We start from the raw sequence: 18,546 nt of genomic DNA, 5'->3' as shown, positions 1-18,546 counted from the left end.
CGGATCGACGCTCCGGTGACGGGAAGGGGAGCACGATGACCGCCATGACCAGAACCTCGAACCGAGTCCGGAGCCTGCCGGTCCTGCTCGCCACCGAGGACGACGCCGAGGACATGGGTCTGCTGGCGCCCGACGACCGGCTGACCTGCCACGTGCACGGCCGGTGGATCCACCAGTGCGTCGCCTCGCCGGCGCACGTCAGCCCGGTCACCCGGCACCGCTGGTGCCGCGGCTGCCGGACCGAGCTGGCCGTCGCGGTGGACGAGCTGGCCCTGGCCGTGACGATGTCCTGCCCGCGCTGCGGTGACGGCGGCAGCGCCGCCACCACCCGGCTGACCGCGGCCTGCCGCGCGAGCCTCGCCGCCGAGCGCGCCGCCCGCCACGCTGCTTGAGAGCGTGGCTCAGCCCGGCACCCACATGGTGACGCGGGTGCCGCGGCCCGGCTGTGAGTCCACCGTGCCGTGCCCGCCGACCTCGGCCAGCCGGGCCATGATGGACTGGCTGATACCGAAGCCCGGGGGCCGGTCGCGGACGTCGAAGCCCTGGCCCTGATCGCGGGCCACCACCGCGATCCCGCCGTCGCGTTCCTCCACGCGCAACACGACCTGCTTCGTCCCCGAGTGCTTCACCGTGTTGCGCAACGCTTCCCGGACGGCTTCGCACAACGCGGTGCGCCGGTCCTGCGAGACCTTGTGGTCATCGGCGAAGTCCGCGGCGACGAGCTGCGTGCGCAGGCCGTCGCGCGCCAGATCGGTGGCGACGTCGGCGAGCTGGACGGCGAAGCTCCGCGTCGGCCCGGTCGGCACGGGCTCGGTGATCCGGCGGCGCAGCTCGGCCGCCTCCGCCTTGGCGACCGACCGCAGCTCCGAAAGCCGCGTGACGGCCTGGGCGTCGTCGCCCGGGGCCGAAATGGCGAGGGCTTCGAGGGTCTGCAGCACGCTGTCGTGCATGATGCGCCGCGTCCGGCGGCGCTCGGCCTCGCGCCCGCGCCGCAGTCCGATGTCCACCGCGAACCGCGTGCCGACGCCGAGCAGGATGAGGATCGCCACGGCGAGCACGATCGCCACCGCCAGCGCCACCATGCAGCCGATCGAGCGGTTCAGGGCGAGCTGGTTGCTCAGCGGCAGCCCGCCCGCCAGGGTCAGCAGCGCCCGGAACGGAACGGCCGCGGCGAACAGCCACAGCGCGGCGGGCAGCCCGGACGTGCCGGCCCACATGGCGACCGAGCCGACCAGCCAGGTCCACGAGACGTCGACGGCGAACGGCTGGATCTCGGCCGGCGCCGTCATCGCGACGACGAGGTTGAGGAGCACACCGAGGGAAAGGTCCAGACCGAGGGCGCGCCCGGTGAGCCGGGCCCGCAGGCCACCCGAGCGCAGCACCCAGATGACGGCCGCGGTGTTGGCGGCGACGGCGAAGGCGGTGGCCCCGAGCACCGGCCCGAGCCCCAGCACGCCGTTCGAGGCGGTGAACCCGATGAACACCTTGACGAAGGCGGCGGCCCGGTAGGCCAGCGGAACGGCCACCCAGTAGCGCGAGGCACGGGCGAGCGTCGCGTCCCCGACGGCGGTCAGGTCGCCGCTGTCGCCCACGGGGTCGGCGGGTTCCGCGGGTGTGCCGCTGCGCAGAAGCGTGCGGACGAAGGCGCGCGGCGGTGCGGCGGAGCCCGCCTCGGGCATCGGTGGTCCCCATTCATCCGGCCGTCCGGGCGGCCTGAGCCTGGCAGCGGGGCAGGGGAGCCGTCAACCGTTCCGGCCCGGAGCCAGCCCGCTGGAGCAAAGCCCTCGACCGCTTCGTGATCTACCGGTCGCCCACGGAGAGGAGTGGTGGGCGCACCGCAGCCGTGCCGCGGTCAGTACGCGTGGAACATCGTGTCCTCGCCCGTGTACTCCGCCCAGCCCGGCGAGCCCGTCGTCGCGAAGCGGAGCCACGCGCCGTTCAGCTCGGCCGCCAGCTCGACCGGTGGGTTCTCGCCCAGCAGGCCGCGCGGTCCCGAAAGCGCGTCCAACGCCCCGAACACGAACGGCAGCTCCAGCCCGTGGCACGCCCCCAGCCGGCCTTCGAGCAGGGGCGAGCCCCACTCGAACTCGTACCGGAAGGTGCGGCCGGTGTGGTTCTCGGCCAGGTCGCGAACGCCGTCGCGGAAAACCAGGTCCGTCAGGGCCTCGACCAGGACCTCGCCCGCCGTGCGGTCCGAACCGAGGCCGTAGGCGTACAGCACGCCTGCCGGGTCCGGGTGCGAGACCGCCAGGGAGGCCACCGCCTGGTCGTCGGTGACCGCTTCCAGCGCGCCCGTCGGGACCAGGTAGAGCCGCATCTCTTCGCTGCAGCTGCCCGCGATCAGGTCGACGTCGCGGCCCGCGCCCGCCTTGATCGCCTTGGCCGGGTGGTGCGGCAGGACGTCGTCGCCGGTCACCGGGAGGAAGGGGCTCAAGCCGTAGCCGCGGTCGTAGCCCAGCGCGTCGCGGAGGTCGGGGGCACCGCCCGGGCGGAGGACCGCGTCCTGGGCGTCGAGCAGCTGCTCGGTCGACACCTTGCGGAACGCTTCCGCCGTCGGTTCCGCCTTCAGCTCGTCGGCGACGACCTTGGCCAGCCGCCGGGCCTGGACGCCGTCGCGGACCATGTCCGGGTGTCCGCTTTGGACGATCGCGCGCCGGAACAGGCCGGTCGAGAGGGGCGAGCCGAGCAGGCAGGCGACGCTGACCGCGCCCGAGGCCGCGCCGAAGAGGGTGACGTTGGCCGGGTCGCCGCCGAAGGCCGCGATGTTCTCCTGCACCCAGTGCAGGGCGGCGAGCTGGTCGCGGAGGCCGAGGTTGGTCGCGCCGCCGTCCAGGGGGAGGAAGCCGTCGATGCCGAGCCGGTACTGGACCGTCACCAGCACCGCGCCGGCGCGGGCGAACGCCGTGCCGTCGTGGACCGCGGCGGAGGCGGCACCGCCGAGGAACGCCCCGCCGTGCACGAACACCAGCACCGGCAGGGAAGCGGCGCCCGGCTGCGGGGTCCAGACGTCGACCGTCAGGTACTCCGGTCCCGGCCGCCAGCCGGTGCCGGTGAGCGGGGTCAGGTCGAGGCCGGGCACGTCGTGACGCCGCTGCGGCGCCGTCGGCCCCGGTCTCCGCGTCTCGCGGACGCCCTCCCACGGTGGGGCGGGGACGGGCTCGGCGAAGCGCAGCTCGCCTTCGGGCGCGGCGGCGTAGGGAATGCCGCGGAAGAGCACCACGCCGGCGGGGGTGACCTGACCGCGGACCGCGCCGGACGTGGTGGGGACGACGGGGTCGGTCATGCGGGGGTCCCTTCGTGGACTGTCGGGGGAAGCGCCCGTCAGCCTAGGACCGCGGACGGGCCGCCGTCATGGGCGTTCCGTCTCCGGGGTTGTCGCGGATGGATAACGGCGCCGGGCCCGGATCGGCCGGGTGCGCGGCGACGCCGTGAATTCCCGGTGCGGGCAGGGCGTCCGGGAACGCCCTGCCCGCACGGTCAGCCTTCGAGGAGGTCCTCGATGGTGATCGGGATGTGCCGGACGCGGATGCCGGTGGCGTTGTACACGGCGTTGGCGACCGCCGCCGCCATGCCGACGGTGCCGATTTCGCCGAGGCCGCGCGCGCCCACCGCGTTGTGGAGGGTGTCGGGGTACTCGACGAAGTGGACGCCGACCTCCGGGATGTCGGCGTTGACCGGCAGCAGGTAGCTCGCGAAGTCGCCATTGGCGAGCCGGCCGTTCGCCTCGATCTCCAGGCCCTCGTGCAGCGCGGCCGAGACACCCCAGATCATGCCGCCCATGATCTGGCTGCGGGCCGCCTTGTCGTTGATGATCCGGCCGGCGTCGAACACCCCGAGCATCCGGGACACCCGCGCCTCGCGCGTCCACTTGTGCACCCGGACCTCGCAGAACTGGGCGCCCCACGAGGCGAACGAGTGCTTGGTCAGCTCCTCGCCCGGCGCCGACGTCCCGGTCACCTCGAGCGTTTCGCGACCGACCGCACGCAGCAGGTCGCCGAAGGTCATCGAGTCGCCGTCGGCGAAGACGCGGCCGTCGGCGTAGGTGACCTGGCGGCCGGCGAACGGCGCACCGGGATCGGACGCGAGCGCGGTGAGCTCGTCGATCGCCTTGGTGGCGGCGAGCATGATCGCCGTGCCCGCGCTCGCCGTCGCCGTCGAGCCGCCCGACATGCCGCCCGGCGGGAGGGCCGAGTCGCCGAGGCGCGGGGTGATCCGGTCCGCCGGGATGTCCAGCGATTCGGCGCCCACTAGGGAGAGCACGGTAAGCAGGCCGGTGCCGGGGTCCGCACCGCTCGTCGCGACGACGGCGGTGTCGTCCGCCCGCAGCGTGATGCCGACGGTGGCCGGGAAGCGCAGGGCCGGGAACACCGCGGTGGCGACGCCCATGCCGACGAGCCAGTCGCCGTCGGTGCGGGAGCCCGCCGGGCGGTGTGCCCAGCCGAAGCGGTCCGCGCCGACGCGGAAGCACTCGTCGAGGTGCTTGCTCGACCACTGCAGGTCGTGGCCGGGTGGGGCGGTGGAGTTGTTGCGGACGCGCAGCTCGATCGGGTCCATGCCGAGCTTCACGGCGAGCTCGTCGATCGCGCTCTCCAGCGCGAACGAGCCGGGCGCCTCGCCGGGGGCCCGCATGAACGTCGTCGGCGGGACGTTCAGCGGCACGATCTTCTGGCTGATCGAGAGGTTCCGCGTCGCGTACCACTCGCGCGAGGTGCCGTGCGACGTCGGTTCGACGAACGACCGCGCGGTGTCGGTGTGGCACCACGAGTCGTGCCGCAGGGCGACCAGCGTGCCGTCCGGTTCGGCGCCGATCGTGAGCTTCTGGACCGTCGCGGCCCGGCCGGCGGTGGCGGTGAAGACCTGTTCGCGGGTGAGCGCGGCCTTCACCGGCCGGCCGAGGGCGCGGGCCGCCGCCGCGGCCAGGAAGGCCGGCGTGGAGGTGCGTCCCTTGCCACCGAACGCGCCGCCGACGAACGGGTTGACCGCGTGGACGGCCTCCGGCGCCAGGCCGAGCGCGATGGCCAGCTCGGCCGCCTGCATGTGGGACGCCTGGTTCCCGCTGTAGACGGTCAGCTCACCGTCGTCCCACACCGCGACCGCGGAGTGCGGTTCCATCGCGGCGTGGTTCTGCGTCGCGGTCGAGTAGGTCGCCTCGACGACCACCGGGCTCGCGGCCAGGGCGGCTTCGAAGGACTCGACGCCGTCTTCGAGCACCTCGATCTCCGGGGGAGCGCCGTCCATGGCCGGCGGCGCGGGTTCGGCCGTGTCGAGGTGCTCGGCGAGCGAGGTCCGGGCGGGCCGCTCGCGGTAGGTGACCGCGACGAGTGCCGCGGCATCCCTGGCCTGCTCGAACGTCTCCGCGACCACGAAGCCGACGGGCTGGCCGTAGTAGGTGACTTGCTTGTCCTGCAGCGGAACCCAGGTGTCACCGAAGATCGGCAGGCTCGGCGTGTTCAGCGCCAGCGGATCGAACGGCGTGTACACCTCGAGCACGCCGGGCGCGCTCTTCGCCGCGGTGACGTCCATGGCCTCGATCTCGCCGTGGGCGATCGTGCTGAGCAGGACGTAGCCGTAGACCATGCCGGGGAAGGTGTGGTCGGCGCCGTACTTGGCGCCGCCGGTGACCTTCAGCGGCGCGTCCAGCCGGGTGATCATCGGGAGCTCCCGTCGGTCAGTTCGAGCAGGGCCCGGACGATGGTCCGCTGCAGCAGCGGCACCTTGAACCCGTTTTCGGACAACGGCCGCGCGCCGTCGGCGGCCACCGCCGCGGCCGCTTCGAAGGCGGCTTCGGTCGCCGGGCCGCCCCGCAGGGCCGCTTCGACGGACGGCAGCCGCCACGGCACCGTCCCGATCCCGCCGGCCGCGACCCGGGCGTCGGCGACGATCCCGTCCCGGACGTCCAGCGCGACGGCGGCGGAGCACAGCGCGAACTCGTAGGACTGCCGGTCGCGCACCTTGACATAGGTGGAGTTCGCGGCCCAGTCCAGCCGCGGCACGATCACCTCGGTGATCAGTTCGCCGGGGCGGAGGTCGTTCTCCACGGCCGGGGTGTCGCCGGGCAGCTGGTAGAAGTCGCCGAGCGCGACCTCGCGGGTGCCGGATTCGCCGGCCAGCCGCAGGCGGGCGTCGAGCGCGACCAGGGCGACAGCGACGTCGCTGGCGTGCGTGGCCGCGCACGAGTCGCTCGTGCCGAGGATCGCGTGCATCCGGTTCGCGCCGGTGAGCGCGGGGCAGCCGCTGCCGGGAACGCGCTTGTTGCACGGCATGGCGACATCGCGGAAGTACGAGCAGCGCGTGCGCTGCAGCAGGTTCCCGCCGATGCTGGCCATGTTCCGCAGCTGCTGGGACGCGCTCAGCAGCAGGGCGCGCGAGATCGCCGGGTACACGCCGGGGTGCGCGGCGATGGCGCTCATCCGCTCGAGCGCGCCGAAGCGCAGCCCGTCGTCAGTGTCGATGCCGCGCAGCGGCACTTCGTTGATGTCCAGGACGTGCTGCGGCGTCAGGACGTCCAGCTTCATGAGGTCGACCAGGGTCGTCCCGCCGGCGAGGTAGGTGCCGGGCGTGGTGACCGCCGCCTCGACGGTGGTGGGTGCGGTCAGCTCAAAGGGACGCATCGGCCCGCCTCGCCTGCTCGACGGCCTTGACGATGTTCGGGTAGGCCGCGCACCGGCAGAGGTTGCCGGACATGAACTCCCGCACGTCCTCGACGTCCTGCTCGACGGCGGCGACCGCCGACATGATCTGCCCGGAGGTGCAGAACCCGCACTGCAGGGCGTCCTGGTCGACGAACGCCTGCTGCACCGGGTGCAGTCTGTCCTCCGTGGACAGTCCTTCGACGGTCGTCACCGGCTGCTTGACGGTGGCGGCGAGGGTCAGGCACGACAGCACGGGCCGGCCACCGACGTGCACGGTGCAGGCGCCGCATTGCCCGCGGTCGCAGCCCTTCTTCGGGCCGGTGACGGCGAGGCGCTCGCGCAGCGCGTCCAGGAGCGTGACGCCGGGATCGACGTCCAGGTGTTCGGTGGTGCCGTTGACTTCGAGTGAGATGTCCACTGGTCTCTTTCCGCGGAGCCGGGCGGCTGCCCGACGGTGTGGTGGGGCGGTGAAGGCGGGAGCGGATAGTCATCCGCTTCACTCGGTCGCGAGGCTAGCGGATTACAATCCGCTTGGCAACGAGCCGGGCAGGCTGGAGCAGCTCCAGGATTCGGCTAGATTCAGCGGGACGGCACGACCACCGGGAGGAACGATGACGACCGGATCGGTCAGCCCGCGCCGAGCGGACACGCGGCGCAACCACGAGCGCATCCTCATCGCGGCGGCGGCGTCGCTGGCCGACACGGGCGAGGTCTCGTTCAACGCGATCGCCAAGCAGGCCGAGGTCGGCGTCGGCACGGTCTACCGGCACTTCCCGACCCCGGAGGCGCTGATCCTGGCGGTCTACCGGCGGGAGGTCCGGCACATCGTGGAGGTGGTGCCGGTGCTGCTGGAGAAGCACGCCCCGGAGGAGGCGCTCCGCGTGTGGGTGACCGACCACGTCGCCCACTACATGATGACGAAGAAGGGCCTGGCCGACGCGCTGCGCACGGCAACGGCGGCCCGCGGCGAGCTGCCGGGCGACGCGTACGAGGACATGCTCGGCGCGGTCGCGGCGATGCTCGAAGCCAACGTGGCGGCCGGGACGGTCCGCCCGGGCCTGACCCCGGAGCTGGTCATGAGAGGCATGGGCGGCCTCCTGTGGCTCGACCCGAACGGCGACTGGCGCCGCGACGCGGCCGACCTCGCCGACCTGTTGTGGCACGGGCTGGCCGCACAACGCGGCTAGGCCTCGTTGTCGAGCCGGACGGTGACGGTGACCCGGCCTCTCGGGTCGCGGCGGGCGACCGCGTGCCCGGTGCGCGCGGTGTCATCGAGGTCGAGGGTGAGCGGAGCACCGTCGCCGGTGAAGTTGCGCCACCACGACTTGGCATCGGGCAACCGCACGCCGATGGTGACGACATCGCCCGCCCGCCGATAGCCGACGGGCGTGCTGAAGGTCCGCCCCGACCGCCGGCCGGTGTAGGTGACCTGCGTGAGGTGCCGCCGGACGAGCGACCCCCAGCGAGGTGATGTCCGGAGCGCGCCAACGCAGGTGTTGACGCGCTCGACGGCATTCTTCGGCAGCGGACCTCGGTACCCCACGGCGGCCTCCTTCAGGTGGGCTGCTGCCACGGTACCGGAAAACGGAGAAAGGTGTTCCGGTTGTGGGGTCGGCCGGTGGTTCGCTGGGGCGTGCGCTGCCGCAGCGGGGCGGCGAGGGGAAACGCGGGCCGGTGGGATGCGCCGCCGCGGCGGTGCGGTGGGGACGAGTGGCGGCCGGTGGGGGTGTGCTGTCGCGGTGGTGCGGCGGGCGGGGCGGCGGAGGATGGCGGCCGGTGGGGCGCGTGGCCGTGGTGGTGCGGCGGGCGGGGCGGCGAAGGATGGCGGCCGGTGGGGGTGCGTGGCCGCGGTGGTGCGGCGGGCGGGGCGGCGGAGGATGGCGGCCGGTGGGGGCGCGTGGTCGCGGTGGTGCGGCGGGCGGGCGGCGAGGGCTAACGCCGGTCCGGGGCGGGACCTTGCGTTGATCGGCGGGGGCCGCCGCCGCTTGGCCGGGGACTGGCGAGCGGGTGCGGGCGGAGCGTCCGGGCGCTCCGCCCGCACCCTTCAGTGGGAGGTGGGGAAGGTGAATGCCGCCTGTGAGTGGGGCCAGCGGGTGGTCACCACCTTGGCGCGGGTGTAGAAGCGGACTCCTGCTGGGCCGTGGATGGGGCTGTCGCCGATGAGGGAGTCCTTCCAGCCGCCGAAGGAGTAGTACGACATCGGGACCGGGATGGGCACGTTGACGCCGATCATGCCGACCTTGACCTCGCGCTGGAACTTGCGGGCCGCTTCGCCGCCGGCGGTGAAGATCGCCGTGCCGTTGCCGTACGGGTTGGCGTTGATCACCGCGATGGCCTCGTCGAGCGTTCGGGTGCGGACGATGGCCAGCACCGGGCCGAAGATCTCCTGCTGGTACGCGTCCATTTCCGGGGTGACGTCGTCCAGCAGGGACGGGCCGACGAAGAAGCCCTCCTCGTGGCCTTCGACCTTCAGGCCGCGGCCGTCGACCACGACCTTCGCGCCTTGCTCGGCGCCGCGGGCGATCGAGTGCTCCACGCGCTCGCGGGCCGCCTCCGTGACGACCGGGCCCATGTCGCTGGCTGGGTCGGTGCCCGGGCCGACCTTCACTTCGCGGGCCTTGCGCTCGAGGATCTCCACCAGCTCGTCGCCGGCCGGGCCGACGGCGACGCCGATGGAGATCGCCATGCAGCGCTGGCCCGCCGAGCCGAAGGCGGCCGCCGTGAGGTGGTCGGCGGCGAATTCGAGGTCCGCGTCGGGCAGGACGACCGCGTGGTTCTTCGCACCGCCGAGGGCCTGGACGCGTTTGCCTGCCGCCGTTCCGCGTTCGTGGACGTACTGGGCGATCGGGGTGGAGCCGACGAACGACACCGCCGCGATGTCCGGGTGGTCGAGGATCGCGTCGACCGCCGTCTTGTCGCCGTGCACCACGTTGAAGACGCCGTCGGGCAGACCGGCTTCCGCATACAGCCGCGCGACGAAGTTCGAGGCCGACGGGTCGCGCTCGCTCGGCTTGAGGACGAACGTGTTGCCGGTGGCGATGGCGATCGGGTGCATCCACAGCGGCACCATGATCGGGAAGTTGAACGGCGTGATCCCGGCGACCACGCCCAGGGGCTGGCGGAAGTCGTGCACGTCGACGTCGCGGGACACCTGGTCGGAAAAGCTGCCCTTGAGGGCGTCGGCGATGCCGCAGGCGTACTCGACGACCTCGCGGCCGCGGACGATCTCGCCGCGGGCGTCCTCGATCACCTTGCCGTGCTCGGTGGAGATGATCCGGGCCAGCTCGTCTTCGTGCTGCACGAGCAGCTCGCGGAAGGCGAACATCACCTTGGTGCGCTGGGACAGCGACGCATTGCCCCACGACTCGAATGCCTTGGCCGCGGCCGTGACCGCGGTGTCCACATCGGACGCTTCGGCGAGGAGGACCGACGCCTGCTGCCGCCCGGTGGCCGGGTCGTAGACCGGCGCCGTGCGGGCGGAGCCCGCCGGGGTGGCCGTGCCGTTGATCCAGTGCTCGATGGTGTTCACGGGATTCCTTCGGTTCGTGCGGGAATGCGGGTTCACAGCAGGCTCACCGCCGTGTCGACGGCCTTGGCGACGTCACCGTCGTGGGGGTAGAGCAGCGAGCGGCCGACCACCAGGCCCTGCACCGTCGGCTGGGTCAGGGCCCGCTGCCAGGCGGCGAAGGCCGCGTCCGGATCCTTGACTTCGCCGCCGAGCAGGACGGCCGGCAGGGTCGAAGACGCCAGCACGCGCGCCATGTCGTCCACCACCGGCAGCTTGAGCCAGGTGTAGGCCGACGAGCGGCCGAGGCCGGCGGCGATCGTGATCGACTTGATCACGGCGTGGGGGGAGAGGTCGTTCTGCACGCGCCCGTCGACCCACCTCGACAGGAACGGCTCGACCAGCGCGATCAGCTTCCGGTCGGCCAGCTCGTTGATCGCCTTCGCGGTGTTCTCCAGGACGCTCGGGGTGGCCGGGTCGTCGAGGCAGATCCGGGTCAGGGCTTTGCCGCCGTCGAAGCGCATCCGCTCGATCGTTTCCGCGTCGTAGCAGGCGAAGCGGTCGTCGATCTCGAAACTCGACCCGGCCAGCCCGGTGCGGTTCATCGACCCGAGCACGGTCTTGCCGTCGAGCACGCCGAGCAGCAGCAGGTCGTCGATGACGTCCGCGGTGGCCAGGACGCCGGTGACCCCTGGCCGCTCCAGCGCCAGGCATAGCCGCTCCAGCAGTTCGCCGCGGTCGGCCATCGCCGTGGGGTTGCCGCCGACGGCATTTGCGCCGCGGGCGGGGTGGTCCGCGGCGATGATCATCGTGCGGCCCTTGTCGTTGAAGGGCGATTCGGCCCGGACGCGGTTCGCGGCCGCCTCGGCGATCGCTCCCGGATCGTGCACGCGTCGGGCGACGATGCGGCGCAGCACGTCGGTCACGGTTCGCTCCCAGCCGGTCTGACGGGGCACGGCCTTCGTGCTCCTGGCTGCGACGATTCCAGGGGGCCGAGACTTTGTCAAGACATATGGACAACAGGTCATCCCAACAGGTGGCCCCGAGGCGGTACGCTCCGCGGATGAGCAAGCTGGACGCCGCCTTCCCGGCCTGGGACGCGGGGCGCGAGATCGTCCTGGACCCGGGCAGCCCGGAACCGCTGTACTTCCAGGTGTCCCGGCAGCTGCACGCCGCGATCGAGGACGGCAGGCTGCCGGCGGGCGCGCGGCTGGGCAACGAAGTCGACCTCGCCGCGAGCCTGCGCCTGTCACGGCCGACGATCCGCCAGGCGATCCAGATGCTGGTCAACCAGGGCCTGCTCGTGCGGCGGCGCGGGGTGGGCACGCAGGTCGTCCGCACGAAGGTCGCCCGGCCGCTGCGGCTGAGCAGCCTGTTCGACGACCTCGCCGGGCTGGGCGGCAAGCCGGAGTCGGCGGTGCTGGTCAACGAGGTCGAAGAGGCCGGCCCCGACGTCGCCGAGCTGCTGGAGGCGCCCGGGCTGACGCACGTCCGGCGGCTGAAGCGGCTGCGGTCGACCGACGGCGAGCCGCTCGCCCTGATGAACAACTACCTGCCCGACGGCGTCATCGACCCGAGCGACGACGAGCTGCGCGAGCGCGGGCTCTACCAGCTCCTGCGGTCGGCGGGGGTGCGGCTGCACGCGGCCGAGCAGAACATCGGCGCCCGGCTCGCCACCGAGGAGGACGCGGAACTGCTCGGGGAGGAGCCGGGGGCCGCGTTGCTCACGATGCAGCGCACGACCTACGACGACTCGGGTCGGGTGGTCGAGTACGGGTGGCACGTGTACCGGGCGTCCCGGTACACCTTCAACCTTTCGCTGACCAACGGGCCGCAGTAGAAGAACTGCGGCGCCGCACCAGCTTCCGGACCGCGTGCTCGATCGGGCGTTCCCGCGGCCATTTCTCGGGCTGTCGCTCGGGGAAGTCCCAGTGGGCGCCGCCGCGGTCGGCCTGCCACTGCAGCTTCGGCACCGACGGCCGGTCGGCCGGGCCCAGGTCCGCGCCCCAGCCCGGGATCCGCGCGCGCAGGCGATCGCTCGATTCGGCGATCGGCGGCCGCTCCGACGCCCGCATGCGTGGGAGTAGCGTAGATGCCGCCGACGGCGGTGGCGTTCGGGTTGACGTTGTGGCAGTTGCAGTACAACCCCCGCGCGCAGAACCAGCAGGTGCCGCAGAAGACGTTGAACGGCACCATGACCCGGTCGCCGCGCTCGAGGTTCCGCACCCCGGAGCCGACTTCCTCGACCACGCCGATGAACTCGTGGCCGAAGGTCGTGCCGACGCGGGTGTCCGGCATCATCCCGTGGTAGAGGTGCAGGTCCGAGCCGCAGATCGCGGGACGTCCTTCTCTTCGACACGGATCTTGTACGGCCCGCGGTACACCATCGCACGCACAGCGACTCCCCTCCGGCAGGGCGTCGGCATACCCGGGGCCGGTGCGCCTAACCTCCGGCGAACGGCGTCCGGCGCAGCGCCAGCACCACCGTGTCGTCCGCGTGCAGGACGACGTCGTGCATCCGGGTCACCAGCTCGCGCGGCAGGTCCGCCACCGGGTGGGCGCACAGCCGCCCGGCCAGGGCCAGCAGCCGGGCCTGGCCCTCGTCGATGTCCTTGCGGCTCTCCACCAGGCCGTCGGTGTACAGCAGGACCGTGTCGCCCGGGTCGAGGACCACGTCGACCAGCTCCCGGCTGCCCGGGTCGGGGAAACCGACTCCGCGGCCCGGCGCCGGCGGGGGCAGCAGGCGTGCGGCGCCGGCCGCGGTGACGAGCACCGGTTCCGGGTGGCTGCCGCTCGCGAAGCGGGTGTGGCCGGTGGCCGGGTCGAGGCGGGCCAGGAGGACCGTGGCCATCAGGGCCGGCTCGATCGCCGCCAGGGTGTGGGAGGCGTGGGCGATCAGGTCGCGGAACGGGTGGCCCTCCAGGGCCAGCGTGCGGATCGCGTGCGTCACGGTCAGCGCGTGGCGGGTCGAGGTGACCCCGTGGCCGACCGCGTCGACCAAGGTCACGTGCACCTCGCCGCCGGGGAGGACGAACCAGTCGTACAGGTCGCCGCCGGTGGGGGAGTCCTGGTCGGTCGGCGAATAATGGACGGCCAGCTCCAGGCCCGGCACCACCGGCGGCCGCGGGCGCAGCGCGTCCTCCAGCTCGCGGAAGATCGCCGCGTGCGCGCGGCGGAGCTGTTCGTCCCGCTGCTCCAGCTCGACGTACATCGCCAGCACGCCGCTGTTGGTCTCCGCGAGCTCGTGCTTGAGGTCCCGTTGCTCGTTGGCGAGCGTGTCGGTGCGGGCCACCAGCGCCAGCATCTCTTCGCGGGTCGCTCGGTCGTCGTCGGGGGCGGCCGGGGCCGCGGGCCTGCCGCCGGCGAGGTGCCAGGTCAGCGTCGGGTCGTCCCCGCGCTCGGGCAGCAGGGGCAAGGCGTCGCGGCTGCCCTGGCTGACGGGGTGCTCGAGCCGCACCGTGACCGCCAGGCGCCGGTCCGAGGCCGCCGTGGCCACGTCCACCGTTTCGCCCGCGGTGAGCGCCGGTTCGGCGAGCAGCGTGACGGCGAGGACCAGCCGCCCGCGTTCGTCGGCGGGCACGCCCGCTTCGGTGCACGCTTTGCGGAGGCGCCGCCGGATCCGGGCCAGATCGGGGCGCATCAGGCGGACCGGTCCGCACTCAGGGCGAGCATCGCCGCGTCGTCGCGGGCGTTGCGGTGCCGGTGGGCGAGGTCCGCGGCGAGCAGCAGCAGGTCCGGGGCCCGGCCCGGGACGCGCCAGCCGGTGCCGACGCCGTCGGTGTGCAGGACCACGACGTCGTCGTCGGCCAGCGTCAGGTGCCGGACCGGCGCCGACGGCAGCGTGAACCCGACGATGCCGGGCGTGCTGAGCAGCAGCCGGGACGGGCCGTCGCCGAGGCTCGCGCCGCTGACGTTGCCGACGCCGCAGAACTCGAGCCGCCGCGGCGCGATCCGCACCAGCGCGACCGCCGCGCCGCGGGTGGTGCGCAGCGCGCGGTGCATGTTCGTGAGCTGGTGCGGCAGCGGGCGGTCCGGGTTCTCGGTGAACACGCGCAGCGCGGTGTCCGCGGCTTCGGCGGCGTCCGGTCCGTGGCCGAGCCCGTCGGCGACGACGGCCGTCCGGCTGCCCGTGACGTCGGCCAGCGCGACGGCGTCCCCGCAGTACTCCTCGCCGTCGCGGGGCAGGCGGAAGTGCCCGATCGCGCGACGGCCCGGCGGCGCGGCGGGGTCGAGCAGGCGGGCGGCGGCCAGCGTGCCGGCCGTGGGCGAGGACGTGATCCGGAACTCGGCCGCCATCCGCTTCACCGCGCCGAGGCCGGTGCCGAGGGTGGCCGTCGTCGTGTTGCCGTCGAGCAGCCAGTGGTCGAGGTCGGCCATGCCGGGACCGTCGTCGGCGGCCAGCACGTCGACGCCGCGGCCGGTGAGGGCCCGCTGCACGAACACCGCACCGCCGCCGGTGTGCTTGTCGATGTTGCCCGCGAGCTCGGCCGCCACCACCGCGGCCCGGTCGGCGCGGACCCCGGTGAGCCCGGCCTCGTGCGCGACTTCGCGGGCGACGCGGGCGGCGGCGTACCCCGCGCTGGGGTGGTCGACGCGGATCTGGCGCGTCAGCCCGGCGACGGTCGCGGTCATGGCTTCCAGCGCACGACCGTGACGGTCGTGCCGCGGCCGGGCGCGGTGTCGAGGTCGAACTCGTCGACCAGCCGCCGCGTGCCGCCGAGGCCGTGCCCGAGCCCCGCGCCGGTGCTGAACCCGTCGGTCATCGCCTGGGCGACGTCGGCGATCCCGGGCCCTTCGTCGCGCACCCGCAGCCGGAGCCCGAGGCGCCCGGCCGGGTCCCGCACGGTCTCGACGGTCATCGTGCCGCCCCCGCCATGGATGTAGGCGTTGCGGACCAGCTCGCTGGCCGCGGTCACGATCTTCGTCTGGTCGACGATGGTGAACCCGGCGGCGACCGCGGCCGCCCGCACGGCGTGCCGGGCCGCGAGGAGGTCCTCCTCCACCCGGACCGGGTGCTCACCGGAAGCGGCGGTCCGTTCGTCAGGAAGCATGGGGCGCTTCTTCGGCGGGACGGCGCCAGCCCAGCAGCTCCATCGCCTGTTCCGCGTTGAGGGCGGTCCGGACGCCGGTGAGCTGCAGCCCCAGCTCGGTCAGGGTCAGCGCGACGGCCGGGCGCATCCCCGCCACGATCATCCGCGTCCCGAGCAGCCGCCCGGTGCCGGCCAGCTCCATGAGCACGCGCGCGACGAACGAGTCGATGATCTCCAGCCGGGAGATGTCGATGATCACCCCGCGGATGCCCTCGTTCGCGATCCGCGTGGTCAGCTCGTCGGTGAAGGCGAGGGCCGTCTTGTCGTCCAGGTCGCTCAGCAGCCCGCTGAGCAGGATGTCCCCCAGCCGCAGGATCGGCAGCCCGGCGTTCACCCGGTCACCGCGCCCGGGCGGGCGCTGTCGCCGAGCAGCTGCATCGCGGTCGCCAGCGCGTCGGCCAGCGAGCCGCGCGTGACGATGTGCGAGAGGTCGATGCCCAGCTGGGTGATGGTCTGCGCGATCGACGGCCGGATCCCGCTGATCACGCACTCCGCGCCCATCAGCCGGACGGCGCTGACCGTCTGCAGCAGGTGGTGGGCGACCGCGGTGTCGACGGTCGGGACGCCGGTGATGTCGATGATCGCCACCCGCGCCTCGTTCGCCTGGATCGCCTCCAGGAGGCTGTTCATGACGACCTGCGTGCGGGCGCTGTCGAGGGTGCCGATCAGCGGCACCGCGAGGACGTGGCGCCACAGCCGCACCACGGGCGTGGACAGCTCGAGCATCTGGTCGTGCTGCTCGCGGATGATCCGTTCCCGGCCGGCGGAGTAGACCTCGAACGTCAGCACGCCCGCGCTGTCGAGCAGCTCGTTGACCAGCAGCGCGGCCCGGTAGCGCAGGGCGGAATCGTCGGTGTGCCGCTCGATCGCGCTCAGCATCGTGCGCTTGAGCGCGAGGATCGCCATGGCGGTGGCCGACGGCTGGGCGCCCGCGCGGGCCCGGCGCTCCGACAGCGACGTCAGCGCGTCCCGGACGGCGGGGTCCTGATCGACGATCCGGGACACCGGAAGCGTGCCGCTGAGCGCGTTGCGGAGGGCTTCCAGCAGCTCGACGGCTTCGCGGCGCAGGTCCTGCCCGTTCCGGTCGCCGTCGTGCGGCTCCTGCCCGGCCCAGTCGCGGGCCAGCGAGGACCGGTCTTCCTCCAGCATCCGCGCCAGGACCGAGCGGACCTGGCTGTCGTCCGTGCCCAGCACCGACGCCCTCCTCCGTGTTCGAGGCGCGCTCTGCTGTACGCCGACCGAGTGATTGTCATATAACAACAGTTGAATCAGGAACGCAAATCCGGCAGGTCACCGGCGGCCTCGGCCAGTGCCCGGTATTCCTGCAGCCCGGTGGCCAGGGCGAGCCGGCCCGCGGGGCTCATCTTCGCCAGCAGCGCCTGGACGCGGTCCCGGCGCCGGGACCGCAGGTCCTGCAGGTAGGCCCGCCCGCGGTCGGACAGCCGCAGCGTCAGCTCCCGCCGGCTGCGCGCGCTGGGCAGCCGTTCGAGGAAGCCGACCGCCTCCAGCCGGTCGCACAGCCTGCTGACCAGCGGCGGCGTCGAGCCGAGCTGCTCGGCCAGCTGCCGCAGGTTGACCCCGTCGTGGCGATCCAGCGCGACGACCGCGCGCAGCTGCGAGATCGACAGCGGGCGCGGCGAGACGTCCCGCTCTCCCTCGACCACCGACTCGAAGAGGCGGGCGAGGTCCGGCACGGCGGCCGGCCCGTCCGGGGCGGCCTGCTCGCGGGATCGATCCACGGCGTCCACTCTGGCATCCCTATGCTGAACCGGCAGCACAGCCAACGCGACTCGCCGTGGACCGGCGCGCCGGAGCGGCGCAGACTCGACAGAACCATCCCGGCACGGGTGCGTGAGCAGGAGGCAGGCGTTGGACAGATCCTTGGCGGTGGAGCGTCTCCTCCGTGACGTACCACCGCACGACCTGCCCGGCGCGCTGCGCTCGGGACTCGGCGAGCACTTCGGCGCCGAAGCGGTCGAGCTGCTGATGGCCGACTACGCCCTCACAGAGCTGTGCCAGGTGGGCGAGCAGCCCTACTCGACGGAGCCGGTCCCGGTCGACGGCACGATCCCTGGGGCGGCGTTCCTCACGCAGGCGGCGACGTTTTCCCGCGACGGCGACCGCGTCACCGGCTACCTGCCGGTCAGCGTCCGCGGTGACCGGCTCGGCGTCCTGGCCGTCACCCTGCCGTGCGAACCGGAGCCGCCGGTGTGGGCCGAGCTCCAGCGGTTCGCCGAAGCGGTGGCCCACGAGCTGTTCGTCGCCGACCGGGACACCGACCTCTACATCCAGGCCCGGCGCTCGTCACGGCTGACGCTGGCCGCGGAGATGCAGTGGCAGCTGCTGCCGGGGCGGGCCTGCACCCGCGCCGAGTTCGCGCTCGGCGGTCAGCTGGAGCCGGCCTACGCCATCTACGGGGACTGCTTCGACTGGTCGGCCTCCGCGCGGAAGCTCGCGGTCACGCTGATCAACGGCATGGGGGAGGGCAGCGAGGCGGCGCTGCTGACGAACCTCGCGGTGAACGCGCTGCGCAACGCCCGGCGCGCCGGCATCGCGCTCGACGCGCAGGCCGAACTCGCCGACCAGGCGCTGTACGCGCACTACCGCGGCGCCGAGCACGTGGCCGCGTTGCTGCTGGAGTTCGACCTCGGCACCGGAGCGGTGCAGGTGGTCGACGCGGGCTCGCCGCGCCTGTGGCGGCTGCGGGACGGCAAGGCCGAGCGGATCCTCTTCGACGAGCAGCTCCCGCTCGGCACGTTCGACGGCACGATCTACACGCTCGAAAGCTTCCAGGCGGCCGACGGCGACCGGTTCGTGTTCGTCAGCGACGGCGTGTACAACGCGCTCGGCTCGCACGGCGAGCGGTACGGCGACCGGGAACTCGCCGAGGCGGTGTCGGCGACGGCGGACCTGCCGGCGGCGCACGTGCCGGGCGCGATGCTGCGGGAGCTGTCGACCCGGCGGCACGGTAGTCAGGCGGAGGACGACGCGATGGTGGTGTGCCTGGACTGGTTCGGGGCGACGCCGTTGTCCGGGTCGGGGGATGGGCCTGCGGTTACGGTGCGGCGGGCTGACGGGTAGCGGGTTGGTTTGCTTGGGGGTGCGGGTTTCTGCGGTGCCGGCCCGGCCTGGGTAGGGCTGCGGGTCGGTCGGTGCGTGTGGTGGAGCTGGTCTGGTTTTCTGCCTTGAAGTGCCGCTGAGTTGGCGTCGCTCGGTGCCCACCACCCCGAAGCCGCGATTGTCACTACGGCCGGTGGTACCGCGTCAAGGCGGGAAAGCGTGCCTTGACCCGGCACCACCGGCCGTGTTGAGGCTTAGG

Annotated in this window: 19 protein-coding genes and 1 pseudogene; 4 read left to right on the top strand and 16 right to left on the bottom strand. The window is 73.2% G+C overall.

The window, feature by feature from the left end:
- The first annotated feature begins 44 nt into the window (after positions 1-44).
- A complete protein-coding gene (locus ACWEVN_RS02645; RefSeq protein WP_452049960.1) occupies positions 45-392 on the top strand; it encodes a hypothetical protein in 348 nt (115 codons plus the stop codon).
- Between the two features lie 9 nt (positions 393-401).
- Here the strand turns inward: ACWEVN_RS02645 and ACWEVN_RS02640 are convergent, their stop codons facing one another.
- From ACWEVN_RS02640 to ACWEVN_RS02620, 5 genes are all read right to left on the bottom strand, one after another.
- On the bottom strand, positions 402-1,679 hold the full coding sequence (locus tag ACWEVN_RS02640; RefSeq protein WP_452049959.1) for a sensor histidine kinase: 1,278 nt from the start codon (positions 1,677-1,679) through the stop codon (positions 402-404).
- 173 nt (positions 1,680-1,852) lie between these two features.
- Positions 1,853-3,283 carry a carboxylesterase/lipase family protein gene (locus ACWEVN_RS02635; RefSeq protein ID WP_452049958.1) on the bottom strand — a complete coding sequence of 477 codons (1,431 nt, stop codon included), beginning with the start codon at positions 3,281-3,283 and terminating at the stop codon, positions 1,853-1,855.
- Between the two features lie 194 nt (positions 3,284-3,477).
- Positions 3,478-5,652, bottom strand: a complete 2,175-nt coding sequence (locus ACWEVN_RS02630; protein WP_452049957.1) for a xanthine dehydrogenase family protein molybdopterin-binding subunit — start codon at positions 5,650-5,652, stop codon at positions 3,478-3,480.
- On the bottom strand, positions 5,649-6,611 hold the full coding sequence (locus ACWEVN_RS02625) for an FAD binding domain-containing protein (RefSeq protein ID WP_452049956.1): 963 nt from the start codon (positions 6,609-6,611) through the stop codon (positions 5,649-5,651). Before ACWEVN_RS02625 ends, ACWEVN_RS02630 begins: the two co-directional genes overlap by 4 nt.
- Complete coding sequence (locus ACWEVN_RS02620; protein ID WP_310977333.1) at positions 6,598-7,050, bottom strand: (2Fe-2S)-binding protein; 453 nt, start codon at positions 7,048-7,050, stop codon at positions 6,598-6,600. The genes ACWEVN_RS02625 and ACWEVN_RS02620 overlap by 14 nt, the downstream gene beginning before the upstream one ends.
- Positions 7,051-7,243: 193 nt before the next feature.
- Here ACWEVN_RS02620 and ACWEVN_RS02615 point away from each other — a divergent pair, with 193 nt between their 5' ends.
- Positions 7,244-7,819 (top strand): TetR/AcrR family transcriptional regulator, encoded by a 576-nt coding sequence (locus ACWEVN_RS02615; RefSeq protein WP_449682369.1) that lies wholly within the window; start codon positions 7,244-7,246, stop codon positions 7,817-7,819.
- On the opposite strand, the gene ACWEVN_RS02610 is transcribed toward ACWEVN_RS02615, so the two are convergent.
- The 3 genes from ACWEVN_RS02610 to ACWEVN_RS02600 all read right to left on the bottom strand — a co-directional run bounded on the left by ACWEVN_RS02610 (position 7,816) and on the right by ACWEVN_RS02600 (position 11,063).
- Entirely contained in the window at positions 7,816-8,175 is a 360-nt protein-coding gene (locus tag ACWEVN_RS02610; protein ID WP_452049955.1) for a hypothetical protein, read from the bottom strand. The genes ACWEVN_RS02615 and ACWEVN_RS02610 overlap by 4 nt on opposite strands.
- A 501-nt stretch (positions 8,176-8,676) precedes the next feature.
- Positions 8,677-10,161 (bottom strand): CoA-acylating methylmalonate-semialdehyde dehydrogenase, encoded by a 1,485-nt coding sequence (locus ACWEVN_RS02605; RefSeq protein WP_452049954.1) that lies wholly within the window; start codon positions 10,159-10,161, stop codon positions 8,677-8,679.
- Between the two features lie 32 nt (positions 10,162-10,193).
- Entirely contained in the window at positions 10,194-11,063 is an 870-nt protein-coding gene (locus ACWEVN_RS02600; protein ID WP_452049953.1) for a Cgl0159 family (beta/alpha)8-fold protein, read from the bottom strand.
- Between the two features lie 137 nt (positions 11,064-11,200).
- On the opposite strand from ACWEVN_RS02600, the gene ACWEVN_RS02595 reads away from it, so the two are divergent.
- A complete protein-coding gene (locus ACWEVN_RS02595; protein ID WP_452049952.1) occupies positions 11,201-11,977 on the top strand; it encodes a GntR family transcriptional regulator in 777 nt (258 codons plus the stop codon).
- Here the strand turns inward: ACWEVN_RS02595 and ACWEVN_RS02590 are convergent.
- The 8 genes and pseudogenes from ACWEVN_RS02590 to ACWEVN_RS02555 all read right to left on the bottom strand — a co-directional run bounded on the left by ACWEVN_RS02590 (position 11,946) and on the right by ACWEVN_RS02555 (position 16,921).
- Entirely contained in the window at positions 11,946-12,212 is a 267-nt protein-coding gene (locus ACWEVN_RS02590; RefSeq protein WP_452050004.1) for a hypothetical protein, read from the bottom strand. The genes ACWEVN_RS02595 and ACWEVN_RS02590 overlap by 32 nt on opposite strands.
- 67 nt (positions 12,213-12,279) lie before the next feature.
- Positions 12,280-12,435: pseudogene (locus ACWEVN_RS02585) on the bottom strand (alcohol dehydrogenase catalytic domain-containing protein); the annotation flags it as partial.
- A gap of 145 nt (positions 12,436-12,580) precedes the next feature.
- Positions 12,581-13,777: a PP2C family protein-serine/threonine phosphatase gene (locus ACWEVN_RS02580; protein ID WP_452049951.1), complete on the bottom strand. Its 1,197-nt coding sequence runs from the start codon at positions 13,775-13,777 to the stop codon at positions 12,581-12,583.
- A complete protein-coding gene (locus ACWEVN_RS02575; protein ID WP_310977326.1) occupies positions 13,777-14,769 on the bottom strand; it encodes an ATP-binding protein in 993 nt (330 codons plus the stop codon). Before ACWEVN_RS02575 ends, ACWEVN_RS02580 begins: the two co-directional genes overlap by 1 nt.
- Positions 14,766-15,188, bottom strand: coding sequence for an ATP-binding protein (locus tag ACWEVN_RS02570; protein ID WP_449682376.1), 423 nt, complete (start codon positions 15,186-15,188; stop codon positions 14,766-14,768). Before ACWEVN_RS02570 ends, ACWEVN_RS02575 begins: the two co-directional genes overlap by 4 nt.
- On the bottom strand, positions 15,178-15,561 hold the full coding sequence (locus ACWEVN_RS02565) for an STAS domain-containing protein (protein WP_310977324.1): 384 nt from the start codon (positions 15,559-15,561) through the stop codon (positions 15,178-15,180). Before ACWEVN_RS02565 ends, ACWEVN_RS02570 begins: the two co-directional genes overlap by 11 nt.
- Entirely contained in the window at positions 15,558-16,421 is an 864-nt protein-coding gene (locus tag ACWEVN_RS02560) for an STAS domain-containing protein (protein WP_452049950.1), read from the bottom strand. The genes ACWEVN_RS02565 and ACWEVN_RS02560 overlap by 4 nt, the downstream gene beginning before the upstream one ends.
- Before the next feature lie 74 nt (positions 16,422-16,495).
- Entirely contained in the window at positions 16,496-16,921 is a 426-nt protein-coding gene (locus ACWEVN_RS02555) for a MarR family transcriptional regulator (protein ID WP_452050001.1), read from the bottom strand.
- A 175-nt stretch (positions 16,922-17,096) separates the two neighbouring features.
- Here ACWEVN_RS02555 and ACWEVN_RS02550 point away from each other — a divergent pair, with 175 nt between their 5' ends.
- Entirely contained in the window at positions 17,097-18,308 is a 1,212-nt protein-coding gene (locus ACWEVN_RS02550; protein WP_449682378.1) for a PP2C family protein-serine/threonine phosphatase, read from the top strand.
- Positions 18,309-18,546: the final 238 nt, after the last annotated feature.

The organism is Amycolatopsis sp. NPDC003861 (assembly GCF_053605405.1).
Note: the sequence above shows the minus strand (reverse complement) of the source record. Positions and strands in the feature narration are given on the sequence as shown.